General features: G+C 56.0%; 18 protein-coding genes and 1 riboswitch. Of the genes, 9 read left to right on the top strand and 9 right to left on the bottom strand.

The genetic code is table 11. From position 1 onward, the window contains the following. Nucleotides 1–11 precede the first annotated feature (11 nt). Both gcvT and IFT53_RS18120 read right to left on the bottom strand, forming a co-directional pair. A complete protein-coding gene (gcvT, locus tag IFT53_RS18125) occupies nt 12–1151 on the bottom strand; it encodes a glycine cleavage system aminomethyltransferase GcvT (RefSeq protein ID WP_192066699.1) in 1140 nt (379 codons plus the stop codon). 152 nt (nt 1152–1303) lie between these two features. Further along, a riboswitch (glycine riboswitch) is annotated at nt 1304–1391 on the bottom strand. 128 nt (nt 1392–1519) lie between these two features. Next, the gene (locus tag IFT53_RS18120) at nt 1520–1705 is read right to left on the bottom strand and encodes a DUF3008 family protein (RefSeq protein WP_192066698.1); all 186 of its coding nucleotides are present in this window, start codon (nt 1703–1705) and stop codon (nt 1520–1522) included. Between the two features lie 131 nt (nt 1706–1836). On the opposite strand from IFT53_RS18120, the gene IFT53_RS18115 reads away from it, so the two are divergent. Together IFT53_RS18115 and IFT53_RS18110 are read left to right on the top strand one after the other, a co-directional pair. Further along, entirely contained in the window at nt 1837–2241 is a 405-nt protein-coding gene (locus tag IFT53_RS18115; protein WP_244656382.1) for a DUF2946 family protein, read from the top strand. Between the two features lie 90 nt (nt 2242–2331). Then, nucleotides 2332–3321 (top strand): copper chaperone PCu(A)C, encoded by a 990-nt coding sequence (locus IFT53_RS18110; RefSeq protein WP_192066694.1) that lies wholly within the window; start codon nt 2332–2334, stop codon nt 3319–3321. 60 nt (nt 3322–3381) lie between these two features. Here the strand turns inward: IFT53_RS18110 and IFT53_RS18105 are convergent, their stop codons facing one another. Continuing rightward, nucleotides 3382–3807: a plastocyanin/azurin family copper-binding protein gene (locus IFT53_RS18105; protein ID WP_192066693.1), complete on the bottom strand. Its 426-nt coding sequence runs from the start codon at nt 3805–3807 to the stop codon at nt 3382–3384. A gap of 79 nt (nt 3808–3886) precedes the next feature. After that, nucleotides 3887–4171 (bottom strand): hypothetical protein, encoded by a 285-nt coding sequence (locus tag IFT53_RS18100; RefSeq protein WP_042619747.1) that lies wholly within the window; start codon nt 4169–4171, stop codon nt 3887–3889. 195 nt (nt 4172–4366) lie between these two features. Between IFT53_RS18100 and crcB the strand changes: the two genes are divergently transcribed. The 5 genes from crcB (at nt 4367) to IFT53_RS18075 (ending at nt 7813) form a co-directional block, all read left to right on the top strand. Further along, nucleotides 4367–4744: a fluoride efflux transporter CrcB gene (gene crcB, locus IFT53_RS18095; protein ID WP_042619455.1), complete on the top strand. Its 378-nt coding sequence runs from the start codon at nt 4367–4369 to the stop codon at nt 4742–4744. Between the two features lie 62 nt (nt 4745–4806). Then, nucleotides 4807–5799, top strand: a complete 993-nt coding sequence (locus tag IFT53_RS18090; RefSeq protein ID WP_042619456.1) for an RluA family pseudouridine synthase — start codon at nt 4807–4809, stop codon at nt 5797–5799. Next, the gene (locus IFT53_RS18085) at nt 5796–6452 is read left to right on the top strand and encodes an HAD-IA family hydrolase (protein WP_192066691.1); all 657 of its coding nucleotides are present in this window, start codon (nt 5796–5798) and stop codon (nt 6450–6452) included. The genes IFT53_RS18090 and IFT53_RS18085 overlap by 4 nt, the downstream gene beginning before the upstream one ends. 12 nt (nt 6453–6464) lie before the next feature. Further along, complete coding sequence (locus tag IFT53_RS18080; RefSeq protein ID WP_192066689.1) at nt 6465–7262, top strand: ATP12 family chaperone protein; 798 nt, start codon at nt 6465–6467, stop codon at nt 7260–7262. Between the two features lie 107 nt (nt 7263–7369). Further along, the gene (locus tag IFT53_RS18075; RefSeq protein WP_192066687.1) at nt 7370–7813 is read left to right on the top strand and encodes a hypothetical protein; all 444 of its coding nucleotides are present in this window, start codon (nt 7370–7372) and stop codon (nt 7811–7813) included. Nucleotides 7814–7942: 129 nt separating this feature from the next. Here IFT53_RS18075 and IFT53_RS18070 read toward each other — a convergent pair whose 3' ends face one another. Further along, on the bottom strand, nt 7943–8206 hold the full coding sequence (locus tag IFT53_RS18070; RefSeq protein ID WP_192066686.1) for a transposase: 264 nt from the start codon (nt 8204–8206) through the stop codon (nt 7943–7945). A 128-nt stretch (nt 8207–8334) separates the two neighbouring features. Here IFT53_RS18070 and IFT53_RS18065 point away from each other — a divergent pair, with 128 nt between their 5' ends. Next, nucleotides 8335–8823 carry a hypothetical protein gene (locus IFT53_RS18065; protein ID WP_192066684.1) on the top strand — a complete coding sequence of 163 codons (489 nt, stop codon included), beginning with the start codon at nt 8335–8337 and terminating at the stop codon, nt 8821–8823. A gap of 5 nt (nt 8824–8828) precedes the next feature. Here IFT53_RS18065 and fghA read toward each other — a convergent pair whose 3' ends face one another. From fghA to IFT53_RS18045, 4 genes are all read right to left on the bottom strand, one after another. Then, nucleotides 8829–9662: an S-formylglutathione hydrolase gene (gene fghA / locus IFT53_RS18060; protein WP_192066682.1), complete on the bottom strand. Its 834-nt coding sequence runs from the start codon at nt 9660–9662 to the stop codon at nt 8829–8831. A gap of 26 nt (nt 9663–9688) precedes the next feature. Then, on the bottom strand, nt 9689–10351 hold the full coding sequence (locus tag IFT53_RS18055) for a DUF1345 domain-containing protein (RefSeq protein WP_192066681.1): 663 nt from the start codon (nt 10349–10351) through the stop codon (nt 9689–9691). A gap of 10 nt (nt 10352–10361) precedes the next feature. Then, the gene (locus tag IFT53_RS18050) at nt 10362–10817 is read right to left on the bottom strand and encodes a YaiI/YqxD family protein (protein WP_192066679.1); all 456 of its coding nucleotides are present in this window, start codon (nt 10815–10817) and stop codon (nt 10362–10364) included. Between the two features lie 129 nt (nt 10818–10946). Next, entirely contained in the window at nt 10947–11552 is a 606-nt protein-coding gene (locus IFT53_RS18045; RefSeq protein WP_192066678.1) for a TetR/AcrR family transcriptional regulator, read from the bottom strand. 167 nt (nt 11553–11719) lie between these two features. Here IFT53_RS18045 and IFT53_RS18040 point away from each other — a divergent pair, with 167 nt between their 5' ends. Further along, nucleotides 11720–12631 (top strand): alpha/beta fold hydrolase, encoded by a 912-nt coding sequence (locus IFT53_RS18040; protein ID WP_192066676.1) that lies wholly within the window; start codon nt 11720–11722, stop codon nt 12629–12631. Nucleotides 12632–12910 lie beyond the last annotated feature (279 nt).

Below are 12910 nucleotides of genomic sequence, written 5' to 3'. Positions count from 1 at the left end.
TTCTCCGGAAATTAGCGTTTGTAAGTGGGAGTAATAAAGGGCAGGGCGGCAACGGTGAGGGGCAGGTACTTGCCGCGAACTTCTGCAAAAATCGCCGTGCCGGGCGTTGCGAACTCTTTGGGCACATAACCCATGGCAACGGGGCTCTCGACTGTCGGGCCAAACCCGCCAGAGGTGACTTCCCCTATTTCCTGGCTGCCATCTGCATCTGCAAACAGCTTTGCATGGCCGCGCACAGGCGCCTTGCCTTCTGGCTTGAGGCCAACGCGGCGGCGCCCAGTGCCATTGGTCAATTCACCCAGAATGCGTTTCTCACCGGGAAAACCGCCTTGGCGATCTCCGCCTGTGCGGCGCGCTTTCTGGATTGCCCATTCGAGCGATGCTTCGATTGGAGAGGTCGTGGTGTCTATGTCATTGCCGTAGAGGCACAGGCCAGCTTCAAGGCGCAGGCTGTCACGCGCACCAAGACCAATAGGCTCGCAATCTGGATGTTCCAGCAGCGCCTTGGCAATTGCCTCCGCTTTGTCGGCCGGGATCGAGATTTCAAACCCGTCTTCGCCGGAATAGCCCGACCGTGACACGATGCACTGCACGTCCAGCAGCGGGACCTCGCGCACATCCATGAACTTCATGCCGGACACGCCAGCCCAGAGCTCGGCCAGAACCGCTTCGGCGCGCGGTCCCTGAAGGGCGATCAGAGCGCGGTCGTTAAGCAGGATGATATCGCAGGCGCCGGACAAGTACGCCTGCATATGCGCCAGATCCGCATCTTTACAAGCAGCATTGACCACCACGAAAAGATGGTCGCCACGGTTGGTGATCATGAGATCATCCAGAATGCCGCCATTCTCATCGGTAAAGAAGCCGTAACGCTGGCGGCCTTCCTTCAGACCGAGAATGTCAACGGGAACCAGCGTTTCCAGAGCAAGCGCTGCATCTTCCACCTTGCCGGACTTGGCCTTTATAAGGACCTGGCCCATGTGGGACACATCAAACAGGCCAGCAGCGGCGCGGGTGTGCAGATGCTCTTTCATGACGCCGGCAGCGTACTGCACCGGCATTTCGTAACCGGCAAATGGCACCATGCGTGCGCCAAGCGACAGGTGAAGGGAATGAAGCGGGGTGACTTGTAACTCGGCTGTTTCGGCCAAGGACGCCTCCAGGGTTACGCGATGTCGCGCGGGCTCATGTCATGGCACTCTTTAAAGCGCCGGGTTCAAGAGCCCCCTCTGTCCTTGTCGCCTGAGATTGTTATCCCTTCGGCGAGCCGTCCTTTGCAGGTGGCTTCTCTCCAGAGTTCCGTCCTGTTCCGCTGGTCCTTTTGCCTGAGAGTTTCCGGGGCGGTTGCTCCTTCGGCCCCGCACGAATGCGGTGTCTCCCAGCGGGATAGAAGCTCATTATCCGCTAAGCCGGTTTATTGGCAAGGACCAAATGACGCAGTCAAACAGTTTTTTGTTCAGCCTGCGCCATTGCGCCGGAACGTCTTTTGATGGCGCTCGCCATCTTGCTTCAGCCGAAACTACTTCTCTTTCTTCTCAGGCAGGGACTTGCGCTCGGTGGTTGCGAGTTCTTCAAGTTCTTTTTCAGTCATGGACTTAGCCATGTTTTTTGAAGCGCCTTGTAAACGGGAATCTGGTATTTCGCCGCGTTTTGAAGCAAGTGCGGCGCCAGCAGCCTTCTGCTGAGCTTTGGATTTTGCGGGCATGGCACGGTCTCCTCGGATGTTTCCAGACAAAACGAAAAACCCTTGTATCAAGCCCGGAGTTCCACCTGCTTCAAATTGGACTTTGATTTACCGCAAAAACCGGGATATCGCTTCGTGGCATGGGGAGTGCAATGAACAAGCGAGCAACCACGGCTGAAAGACTTTTGCGCATGCTTTGCGCCGTCGTCATGCTGTCGCTCGGTTTTGCGCACAAGCCGGTGGTAGCGATTGCAGCTCCGGTTATGGCACTCGACGAAGCCTACCGCTTGCCGGATGGCAGTTTTGCAGAAATCTGCGCTGCACATAGCGATGTTGAGTCGCACGCGAAGGGCAAGGCTGACCACCCCGGCATGAGTTGGCCTCTTTGCGAAGCATGCCTTCTGGCCGCTTCCATCCTGCTGCCGACGCCGGATACGACATCCTGGGCGAGGGCGGACATTGCGTCGCTCGAAAATGCGCCGGTTCCGTATCAGGCCGTGGCGCATGATGTGCACAGGCAACGTCCCAAAGCCCGTGCGCCCCCGGCATTTCTTTAAATCCTATTTGAACGAAATCATTATGGCAGCCGCGATCGAGCGGCAGAGACGACTGCTGATGCCTAGGGCCGCAGTCGAGAGGAATATGAAATGAATATTGTTAAAATCGCAGCTTTGGCTACCTTGATGGCGTCGGCCTCCAGCGTTCACGCATTCGCGCATGCCAGCTTCGTCAATCCCGTGGCTGAGCAGGAAAGCACAATTGTCGCAGCGCTTCAGGTTCCGCATGGCTGCGAAGGCGGGCTTGCTACGACTGAAGTCCGCATGGTTTTGCCAGAGGGATTTATCGCGGCCAAGCCGCAGCCCAAGGCTGGATGGGAATTGGAGATCATCTCAGGCGACTATCAGAAGGCTTATGATAATCATGGCACGGAGATGAAAAGCGGCCCTGTTGAAATTCGCTGGAAGGGTGGCAATCTGCCGGACGCTTTTTATGACACCTTCAACGTGCGCGGAAAAGTTTCCGGCATCGATGCCAATGTGGACCTGCCTTTCAAGGTGACGCAGCTTTGCGGAGCGACTGCCACTGCGAAATGGGACGAGATTGCCAAAGCCGGTCAGGACCCACATTCGCTGGACCACCCGGCACCAACAATTAAGGTCTCGGCAAAGAAGGACAGCGGGCACGCCGGTGGTCATGACCATGGCGCTGCCAGCCACCATGCTTCTGATGTCATGAAGGTTGGCAATCTGGAGCTCTCCGGTGCTGCGGCGAAGGCAATGCTGCCGGGCCAGCCTGTCGGCGGTGGCTTCGTCACCATCAAGAATGACGGGTCATCTGATGATCGGCTGGTTGCGGTGGAATCTCCACTTGCTGGCCGCTCTGAAATTCACGAGATGGCAATGGTCGATAACGTGATGAAGATGCGCAAGCTGGGTGACGGCATCGCCGTTCCCGCGGGCAAGACCGTGGAGCTGAGCCCAGGCGGCCTGCATTTCATGTTTTTCAATGTGAAGAAGCCATTTGCGGAGGGCGACATGGTGCCGGCGACGCTGACATTTGAAAAGGCTGGCAAAGTCGACATCATGATTCAGGTCGGAGCGGCCAACGGTGAAGGCCATTCCCACAATCACAACTAATGGAAACAGGATCGCCGGGGCGGTTATCGTCCCGGCGGTTTTCGAATGGAAGGCGGTTGCCTATTTCGTGACCGTCAATCTGGCCTGCATTCCAGCCGAGTAGTGGCCCTTGATATTGCAGAACAGAAGGTAGCTGCCGGGCGTGAGGTTCGCTTTCAGCGTTCCGTGTTTGCCGGGTTTCAAATCCGCCACTTCGCCCAGGCTTTTCAGCTTCTTTTCGTCGATACGGTCTTTTGCAGGATCAACCGGGATCGTCTCATCGGGCGTCTTTAGTTTGATAAGAACCATCTCATGTTCTTCAGACACGGCATCATTGTGGACGTTGAATGTGGTGCTGCCCGCTTTGACGGTTGATTGATCGAGCACGAGCGTCATCGGCTGCCCGCCTTCACCGCTTTCAGTCACTTTGATGGTATTCGCCGCGAAAGCTGGTGCTGCCATGAACAGAACGGCTGCGGCGAGTGTGTATCTGGAAGGCATTTTCATCCGGTGGCTCCTTGTTATAAGAAGCACTTTCACCGCTATGCTGACACCAGACTGAACGCCGGGCGACAATCTGCGCAGATCAGTCCGACGCCGTCTTGTTTTCTTCGTAGGCCTCGATCACCTCTTCCAGAGTGGCCTGAGGGTTCTGGTGTCGTCCGGCGGTCAGGAATTCAAGTGAGAGCGCGGGTTCCTTGACGACCGCAGACATGGCGCTGACAAGACTGTCTTCGACTTGGCCGGTTCTGCGCGCAAGCTCGCGGCCAGCCTGCTCGATCTCTGCTTTTCTGGAGGCACGCTGCGTGGACTTCAAGCTGTCCGCCACATAGCCTGCGGTGGTCGCTGAAACTGTTAAAACCTGCGCCATGCGATCACCTTCTTGATCCAGAATTGAACCAAGATATCTCAAGCGAATTTCTTCTCGATTAAATCCAACCGTTCAATTTTATCGAATTTTTAACGGTCTCAAAAATGCAATTTTTACCAATGGATACGTGCACTCAGGAATTTCACTTGTCCTCACTTTGTCGTAGACAAAAAGCATATCGAATGGAGTGACCCCATGCTGAATATCTTCCTTGTGGCGCTGGGTGGCGCGCTCGGCTCGGTGGCGCGGTATCTCGTTTCCGTCTGGAGCGTGAGACTGGCGGGACCGAACTTTCCCTGGGGTACGTTGACAGTCAACGTCGTCGGCGCTTTCCTCATCGGGCTGATGGTCGAAACGATTGCGCGCCGTTTTGATGCCTCCGCAGAAATGCGCCTGTTTCTGGTAACGGGCATTCTGGGCGGCTTCACAACCTGGTCGTCCTTCACGCTGGATGCCGTGGCGCTGTTTGAGCGCGGCGATTTAGGGCTTTCGGCCCTTTATCTTGGCGGTAGTCTTGTCGTTTCTTTCGCAGCAGTCTTCGCCGGGCTGGCCTTAGGCCGCGCTTTGTTCTAAAGGCAACGGAAAATACCGCACAGAGACGATGCGGAGTTGAGAAAAGAAAGACTGGAATTACCATGGCAGGTATCGAGCACATCAAGGTTGAAGCCGAAGAGTCCGGCATGCGGCTCGATCGCTGGTTCAAGATCCATTATCCCGGCCTCGGCTTCGGGCCGCTTCAAAAGCTGATGCGCTCCGGACAGGTTCGCGTGGATGGCGGTCGTGTAAAGACGGATGCGCGCGTCGAAGCTGGCCAGATGGTGCGCGTGCCGCCGCTGGATGTCGATGCAAAGGTCAAGGGCGGGCCGATCAGCTCGACCGACCTGAAGAACTCCGACGATGTCGATCTTTTGAAGCGCATGCTGCTGCATGAAGATGACAAGGTCTTTGTCTTCAACAAGCCCGCTGGCATTGCCGTGCAGGGCGGCTCTGGCATCAATCGCCATATGGATGGACTGCTGGAAGCATGGACGAGCTCCAAGGGCGAAAAACCGCGCCTCGTCCACCGCATCGACCGCGATACATCGGGCGTTCTAGTCGTTGCTCGCACCAGAGGTGCCGCCCAGAAACTTACCGCCGCCTTCCGTGAACGCGACACCAAGAAGACCTATTGGTCTTTGGTCAAGGGCGTGCCGCGCAAGCATCAGGACAAGCTATCGACGTGGCTGGTCAAGGAGCAGACGCCGGATGGCGACCGCATGCGCATTGCCAAGCATGGTGAAGAGGGTGCCGACCACGCCGTTTCCTATTACCGCGTTATCGATACAGCTGCGCAAAACCTTGCATGGCTGGAGATGGAGCCTTACACGGGCCGCACCCACCAGCTGCGTGTTCACGCGCTGCACATGGGCCACCCGATTATCGGCGACCCTAAATACTTCATCGAAGATACCAACTGGGATTTCCCCGGTGGTGTTCAGAAGCGGTTGCATCTGCATGCGCGCCGTATCGACATTCCACATCCATCAGGCGGTCGCCTGCGCGTAACGGCACCTCTACCTCCGCACATGGTGCAGACCTGGAACCTGCTGGGTCTTGACGTTGCCGATGGCGACAGAGACGACGAATGAAACTTGTCCTTTTCGATTGCGACGGAACGCTGGTGGACAGCGCTGGCCTGATCCATGAGGTCATGGCCCGCACCTTCGTTCATTTCGGCCATGACCGGCCGGAGATGTCGCTGACCAAATCGATCATCGGCCTGACGCTCGATATCGCCATTGCCCGCATGCAGGGAAAGCCGCATGTGGATGATGAAGCGATAGCGATGACGGCGCACTATAAATCTATCTACGGCGAAACCCGCGCAGAAGCTGGTTTTCAGGAGCCGCTGTTTGACGGTATCACCGCCATGATCGAAACGCTGGCAAAGCGCGACGAACTGTTGATGGGGGCGGTAACCGGCAAATCCCGGCGCGGTCTTGACCTCATTATGGATACCCACGGTTTCCGTCCACATTTCATCGTGTCGCGAACTGCCGATGATTGCCCATCCAAGCCGCACCCGGCCATGGTTACGGAATGCTGCAGCCAGACCGGCATCGTTCCGGCGGATACCATTGTTATTGGCGATGCGATTTACGATATGCAGATGGCCAAGGCGGCAGGTGCGAAGGCTGTAGGTGTCGCTTGGGGTTATGCCTCGGTGGCTGATTTATGGAAAGCGGGCGCCGATGCAATCGTCGAGCATGCCAGTGAAATTCCCGGTCACATTCCGGGCTGAGAAGGACGTATCATGCGTGATCTGTTGAATGATCTCACGGAAGGCCTGAGCCATCCCGACCCCATTCGCCGTTCCCAAATCCAGATGCAGAAGCCGCTGCCAAAGCGCTTCTATAAGAATGTGAACGTGGGTGAAACAGAGGAGGGTGCTTTCACCGTTCTTCTGGACGGCAAGACCATGCGTACGCCTGCCAAAAGCCCGCTTTCGGTGCCAACCCGTGCCCTGGCGCAGTTGCTGCGAGACGAATGGGATGCTCAGACCGAGGTTGTCGATCCAACGATCATGCCCGTTTCGCGCCACGTCAACACCGCCATTGACGGTATCGCCAGCGATCCTCAGGCCGTGTTCGAGGATATCCTGCGTTTTTCCTCTAGCGATCTTCTCTGCTATCGGGCAGGCGAGCCGCAGGAATTGGTCGAGCGCCAATCCGATCAATGGGATCCCATTCTCGACTGGGCGGCCAATACGCTGGGCGCACGTTTCATTCTGGTCGAAGGCGTCATCCATCAGGAACAGCCCCGCGAGGCAATCGCTGCCTTTGCCGTGACCCTGAGAAAATACGATACGCCAATCGAACTGGCCGCGCTCCACACCATGACGTCGCTGACCGGCTCGGCCATTCTTGCTGTCGCCCTGGCCGAAGAAGTGCGCGATCTGGATGATATCTGGTCGCTGGCGCATCTGGATGAAAACTGGACGGCGGAGCAATGGGGCGAAGACGAAGATGCCCAGATCCGCACTGCCAAGCGCCTTGTGGACATGCGCGCCGCCGTGGACGTCTTGCGGGCGGCACGTTCCGATCTCAAGTGACGCTTTAACGTAGCCGATGTTTCAGCCCCACATTGTCTTGAGCCAGGGCCATTGCTATCGGAAATATTCCTATACCCTCTTTTCTCGGCAAAAGAGTCATATGTCAGATGGCCAGAAGAAACCAGTTTAATGGGATTTGCCACGACATCCTCGGAACGTTTGTTAGCCGGCACAACGATCACGATGGTTACTGGTCCTTGGGCCAGTACGTTGTGCTACTCGAACGTCGGGGCGAAGGCCAACTTCAGCTCAAGCTCATGGACGTGACTGAGGGTCCTGAAAGTCGCGTCATCGCTGCGTCAGAAAAGCATTATCGAGGCGCTGTTCTGCGAATGATGGAAGCAAATTCGATGCCGCAGGTGTGGCTCGCGAATGCAACCATCAAGGTTTCCATCGTTGCTCCAGCCAAGGTCGCCTGCGAAATTGAAATTGTTTCTGATCTCGGCAGGACTTACCGGAGCGAGCGCACCATAACTGTTCGGCCTCATGACCCCGTCATTGAGATGCGGAGAGCAGATAGGTTCGGCCCTTCGAATCAAAAAGGCCGCTAAACTCTGCCTGCTTTGTTCCAATTCCACGGTAAAAGCATCATCGATGCAACTCTGCTTGTCGCCGTTGACGATGGCGGTGAGTGTGGCGGTCAGATAAGCGAGCCCGGAGCGGCCTTGACCTTAAGTGGCTCAGGCGACGGCGGCTCGACAACCATTGCCGCGACCTCTACCGCATCCTTCCTGTGCTGGCAGGATCGGCTTGCCCTGCCATGCCATCGTCCGCCAGGTGGAAAGTCTGTTGGCTCGTAATCCATAGCGCTGCGCAACTTCATTGACTGTCGTGCCGGGCCTCAAGCTCTCCGAAACTATCCGTGCCTTGACCACATCAGGCCAATGTCGGTGAACCTTACATCGGATCTTGCAGGTTGTGAGAAACTCCCGTTCTTCATCCATGGAGCGTTGATCACAAATCAGGCGACGGCGCGCAATGTGGGGGCAGAGCACCGGTTACGCTTTAACGGTTTTCTAACCGTAAATGATGATGATGGATGCCGAGCCTGACGTTGGGGGAGGCGTCTATCATGCATCACTCGCTAAAGCGTCTTTGCATACTTGTTCTGGCATCGCTCGCACTCATGTCTTTCAGACTTGAGACCGAGACGAGAGACGCCGATCGCTTGCTTTATGATGTACGGGGCGCTTTTGTTGCGGCGAGACCCGAAGTCTCCGCCGATTTGATGCAGACAATCCACTACGAGATTTCAAGCGCCATACAAGCAACAACGCGGGATAAAACCCGGCCACGCGTGGTGCTGACGATCCGGCTTTTAAAGGTCACCAACACATCGTTGATGTTTGGGGAGAGGGCGTCGGCACGCGTTCTGGTACGCGCCGCCGCCGTGCAGACGGGCGAAGTGGTCGCGGAGACCACATTCACCGCGACCATTCTCGGCCTCGACAGATCAACAATCCAGCGTGAACTTGCCAGTGGAATTGCCGAGAGGGTGATTACCGAGTTCCGCCTCGATAATCCCTCATCGGTCACCACAGCCCTGTTCCCAGGCCGCTAGCGTGATCAGCCGAGCCGCTCGGCGTGCCACTTCAAATGATCATCCATGAATGTTGAGATGAAATAGTAGGAGTGGTCGTAGCGTTCATGCATGCGCAGCGTCAGATCGATATCCGTGCCTTCGATTACCTCTTCAAAAAGCCATGGCCGAAGACCTGTCTCCAGGAAGTTGTCCGCTTTGCCTTGATCGATCAGGAACCCCGGGAATCGTGCGCCGTCTTCCACCAATGCGCACGCATCGTATTGGCGCCACGCAGCCTGGTCTTTTCCGAGATATTTTTCAAATGCGGGCGCTGACCAGTCAGCCGATGAAGGTGCCACAATGGGGGCGAAAGCCGAGCAGCTTTTGAAACGCTCCGGGTTTTTTAGCGCTATGGTCATGGCGCCATGTCCGCCCATCGAATGCCCGAAAATGCCTTGGCGGTTCATGTCGACTCGGAATTGTTCAGCAATAAGGGCAGGGAGCTCCTGCGTTACATAGCTGTACATCTGATAATGTGCCGCCCACGGCGCCTCGGTCGCATCCAGATAAAAGCCCGCGCCCTTGCCCATCTGCCAGTTGGTCAGCTCATCTGCGACGTCGTTGCCGCGTGGGCTCGTGTCCGGGCATACAATAATCAGGCCAAGCTCTGACGCCATGCGTCGATATTCACCCTTGTCCATCACGTTGGCATGGGTGCAGGTCAATCCGGAAAGATACCAGACAACGGGGCAGGGCTCGTGAATGGCTTTTGGCGGAACATAGACGGCAAAGGTCATCTCGCATTGATTGACGTCTGAGTCATGGGAAAAGACGCCCTGCATGCCGCCGAATGCGGTATTCTGAGAAATGATTTTCATTGGGATTCCTGTGTTGACTGGAGCGATCAGCCGGCCAGCGAAACTGCGGCATTGACAGCCGCTGCCACCAGCACGGTGTTGAAGAAGAACGACACGATGGAGTGCACAAGCACAAGCTTTCGCATGGATGTCGTCGTGATCGTCACATCCGATGTTTGCGCTGTCATGCCAATGACGATTGAGAAATAGAGAAATTCGTAAATTCCGGGTTCTTTCGTCTCAGGAAACTCCATCCCGCCGCGCATTTGCTGCTTGCCACCAACCTTTGCCGGACGCCAGAACACATGGGCGTAATGCATCGCGGTCATTGTATGGATGGTCAGCCAGCCGAAAACGACTGAGAGAATTGCGAGTGACAGCGACCAGATCGTTTCGCCACTCGTTTGATTGAGCGCACTGAAAAGCGATACGACCGCAACTCCGACGGCAAGACACGCGATCGCAATAATCACGAATGTTGGCAAATCATCGCTATCGGCATGCGCCTTCAAATGGGCTGCGGTGAGACGTGGAAGCCGGAACAGCAAGCCAACGAGATAGGTCAGGAAGAAGACGATCACAGCACCTTCGACCGCCAGAGATGGTCTGATAATCAGCGCGCCGATCAGCACGAGCGCACTCAGCAAAATCGCAATGATGAATGAGCGGTGACGCTGGAAATTATGGACCGGCGGCTGAGTGGTTTTCATGATCGTGTTCCTAGGCATTGCCTTTTTTGGCACGACGGCAAAGGCGGTCAAGTGTCTCCAGAAATTGTGACCGGTCGCGCGGTGAAAATGCCGCGTTATAACCCTTGCTTTCACCCGTTTCGCGCAAATGCGCGCCGAGATCACGCATCGCTGTTGCCATGCCGATGTTTGTCTTGTCGAAAATCCGGCCGGTCGGTCCGGTCACCTGCGCACCACTGGCGACGCAACGCCCAGCCAAAGGCACATCTGCCGTCACAACGATATCGTCTTCGCCGGCACGTTCGGCAATCCAGTCATCGGCCGCATCGAATGAGCTTGAAACAATGACGTTCTTGACCAGGGGGTCGCGGGAAGGGCGCAAACCAGAATTGGCAACGAAAGTCACTTCCAGCCCGTGCCGTTCCGCAACCTTCAAAATCTCCGCTTTCACAGGGCAGGCGTCGGCATCAACGTAAATCTGCGGCATGGTTCTCTTCTCAAGCTCAGTGTTTGAATCGCTTTTAGAAGGGTGGGTCGCAATTCCCAAGCGCTATTTGCGGCGGATAATCAATGCAGGGATTTGGCGGGATTTCAGGTGAGTGGAAAACGGCAAATTTCAACGCCCCTGAAGCGATGTCGTCGCTCGTATTCCCTCGACAACCTGTGTGACGACCAGTTCTAGCTCCTCGCGTGTCGCGCCGTCTTTGGCTTGAACGGAAAGCCCTTGCAGCACGGTTGCGAGATAACGGGCGAGGGCATCAGCGCGATCCTCATCAAGCCATCGCAAAATGGCACGCTTGATCGTTTCGCGCATATCGTTGCGTCGTTTGGTCAGTTCCAAAGCAAGCTCTGAATGGTCTGGGGAAACCTGGACCATTCCGCTGGACACCATGCAGCCTTTTTCTCCCTCAGCGGATGTCACGGCCTGAATAGCCTTGCGCAGCATGGTCTCCACGGCCTGTGGCAATTCCGACGCTTCACCAAGATCGGTAAGAGCACCTGGCATACCGAAATATCGGTCCAGCGCCTCCCTATAAAGCCCTGCCTTGCTTCCAAATGCGGCATAGAGGCTGGGTGGTGCGATGCCAATCGCCGACGTCAGATCGCTCAGCGACACCCCTTCATAGCCGTGGCGCCAGAAGAGATGCATGGCCGTTTCAATGGCCTTGTCTCTATCAAAGGTCCGTGGGCCACTACGTCGCTTTCGCATAATCTTATCCATAGTGATCACTAAAGACGACTTGACACAAATAATCAAGCGGATAACCTTTAGTGATCAATACAGATAAGCGAGGAAATATCGTCCGGGCTGCTGAAAATCGAATTTCGGAGCCTCGGCCCATCCTCCTAATCATAGGCTCCGGCAACACCAGCAAGGATTTTTGTCTGATGACATTGAAGTACTTAATCGGAATGGTACGAACATTGACTGTCTCCATTCTCATCGTTGGTTTCGCTTCTGCTGCAAAGGCAGACGGCAAAAACTACACCGTCGAGTCCTCCGATGGGGTGGCCATCGCCGTTCAGGAGGCCGGAAATCCTGACGGCAGGCCGATCGTCTTCATTCATGGTCTCCTCGGTAGCCGCCTCAACTGGGAGGAGCAAACACGCAGTCCGGCATTGCAGCAATATCGGCTAATCACCTACGACCTGCGTGGCCACGGGCTGTCTGAAAAGCCGGATAGTGCGGAATTCTATAAAGACGGACGCCGCTGGGCTGATGATCTTGCAGCGGTACTGAAGGCCAGCGACGCCACAGAGCCTGTGGTCGTCGGGTGGTCTCTGGGAGGCGTGGTGATATCGAACTACCTCGCTGCCTACGGCGACGCGAAAATTGGCGGCATCATCTATGTTGACGGCGTCATCGAACTCAGCGCGGCTCTAATTACTCCTCATTCCGAGGTCTATGAGGGCTTGGCTTCCGAGGATTTGAAGACGCACCTTGATACCGTGCGAACATTCCTCGCTCTGTGCTTTGAAATCCAGCCAGATTCAGCAACGTTCGAGCGTCTCCTGTCCAATGCCGCAATGGCATCCTGGGTCATGACAAAAACCGTGCCATCAATGACGGTTTCCGTCGCTGAGGGACTGCCAAAGGCCAAAGTGCCGGTACTGTTGCTATATGGCGGCAAGGACAATCTGGTAAAGCCAGAGCCGAGCATTGCGCGCGCCAAGGCGCTTAATCGAGGCGTCCAGTCCAAGATCTATCCGGACTCCGGCCATGCACCGTTTCTGGAAGAAGCGACCCAATTCAATCAAGATCTGTCTGAATTCGTCAATTCCATCAATGACGAGAGATAAGTGGCGTCGGGGCAAGTTCTCTTGCCCCGTTCCGCGAACGTCCATACTACGCCTCGAGGCGAGGGTGCGCTATTAAGAGTCAGATACACTCGATACGATCTTCAATCGCTGTGGCGTCAATGGACCGGGGAGTAGAGTGACATCAGGTCTGCGGCAGCACAGAGCACACAATTATACCGCCAATACCGCTACTACAATGTCAAAGCTGGTTAGAGCTGCGACGCCGCTGGCCCGTTAGAAATGCGACACTGGCACCACCGATCAGCCCCCGACCGGACC

Origin of the sequence: Rhizobium sp. CFBP 13644, from assembly GCF_014842165.1 — a bacterium.
In the GTDB taxonomy this organism is placed as follows: domain Bacteria; phylum Pseudomonadota; class Alphaproteobacteria; order Rhizobiales; family Rhizobiaceae; genus Agrobacterium; species Agrobacterium tumefaciens_C.
The sequence above is the reverse complement of the archived record's forward strand: the minus strand, read 5'-3'. Positions and strand labels throughout refer to the sequence as shown.

Bases quoted from the DNA above. Each gene is read 5' to 3' on its own strand.
- IFT53_RS18090 (WP_042619456.1), top strand. From the start codon at position 4,807: ATGGCAGGTATCGAGCACATCAAGGTTGAAGCCGAAGAGTCCGGCATG.
- IFT53_RS18055 (WP_192066681.1), bottom strand. From the start codon at position 10,351: ATGAAAACCACTCAGCCGCCGGTCCATAATTTCCAGCGTCACCGCTCA.
- IFT53_RS18075 (WP_192066687.1), top strand. From the start codon at position 7,370: ATGGCCAGAAGAAACCAGTTTAATGGGATTTGCCACGACATCCTCGGA.
- IFT53_RS18065 (WP_192066684.1), top strand. From the start codon at position 8,335: ATGCATCACTCGCTAAAGCGTCTTTGCATACTTGTTCTGGCATCGCTC.
- crcB (WP_042619455.1), top strand. From the start codon at position 4,367: ATGCTGAATATCTTCCTTGTGGCGCTGGGTGGCGCGCTCGGCTCGGTG.
- IFT53_RS18070 (WP_192066686.1), bottom strand. From the start codon at position 8,206: ATGGATGAAGAACGGGAGTTTCTCACAACCTGCAAGATCCGATGTAAG.
- IFT53_RS18040 (WP_192066676.1), top strand. From the start codon at position 11,720: ATGACATTGAAGTACTTAATCGGAATGGTACGAACATTGACTGTCTCC.
- IFT53_RS18120 (WP_192066698.1), bottom strand. From the start codon at position 1,705: ATGCCCGCAAAATCCAAAGCTCAGCAGAAGGCTGCTGGCGCCGCACTT.
- IFT53_RS18105 (WP_192066693.1), bottom strand. From the start codon at position 3,807: ATGAAAATGCCTTCCAGATACACACTCGCCGCAGCCGTTCTGTTCATG.
- IFT53_RS18110 (WP_192066694.1), top strand. From the start codon at position 2,332: ATGAATATTGTTAAAATCGCAGCTTTGGCTACCTTGATGGCGTCGGCC.
- fghA (WP_192066682.1), bottom strand. From the start codon at position 9,662: ATGAAAATCATTTCTCAGAATACCGCATTCGGCGGCATGCAGGGCGTC.
- IFT53_RS18050 (WP_192066679.1), bottom strand. From the start codon at position 10,817: ATGCCGCAGATTTACGTTGATGCCGACGCCTGCCCTGTGAAAGCGGAG.
- IFT53_RS18085 (WP_192066691.1), top strand. From the start codon at position 5,796: ATGAAACTTGTCCTTTTCGATTGCGACGGAACGCTGGTGGACAGCGCT.
- IFT53_RS18100 (WP_042619747.1), bottom strand. From the start codon at position 4,171: ATGGCGCAGGTTTTAACAGTTTCAGCGACCACCGCAGGCTATGTGGCG.
- IFT53_RS18115 (WP_244656382.1), top strand. From the start codon at position 1,837: ATGAACAAGCGAGCAACCACGGCTGAAAGACTTTTGCGCATGCTTTGC.
- IFT53_RS18045 (WP_192066678.1), bottom strand. From the start codon at position 11,552: ATGGATAAGATTATGCGAAAGCGACGTAGTGGCCCACGGACCTTTGAT.
- IFT53_RS18080 (WP_192066689.1), top strand. From the start codon at position 6,465: ATGCGTGATCTGTTGAATGATCTCACGGAAGGCCTGAGCCATCCCGAC.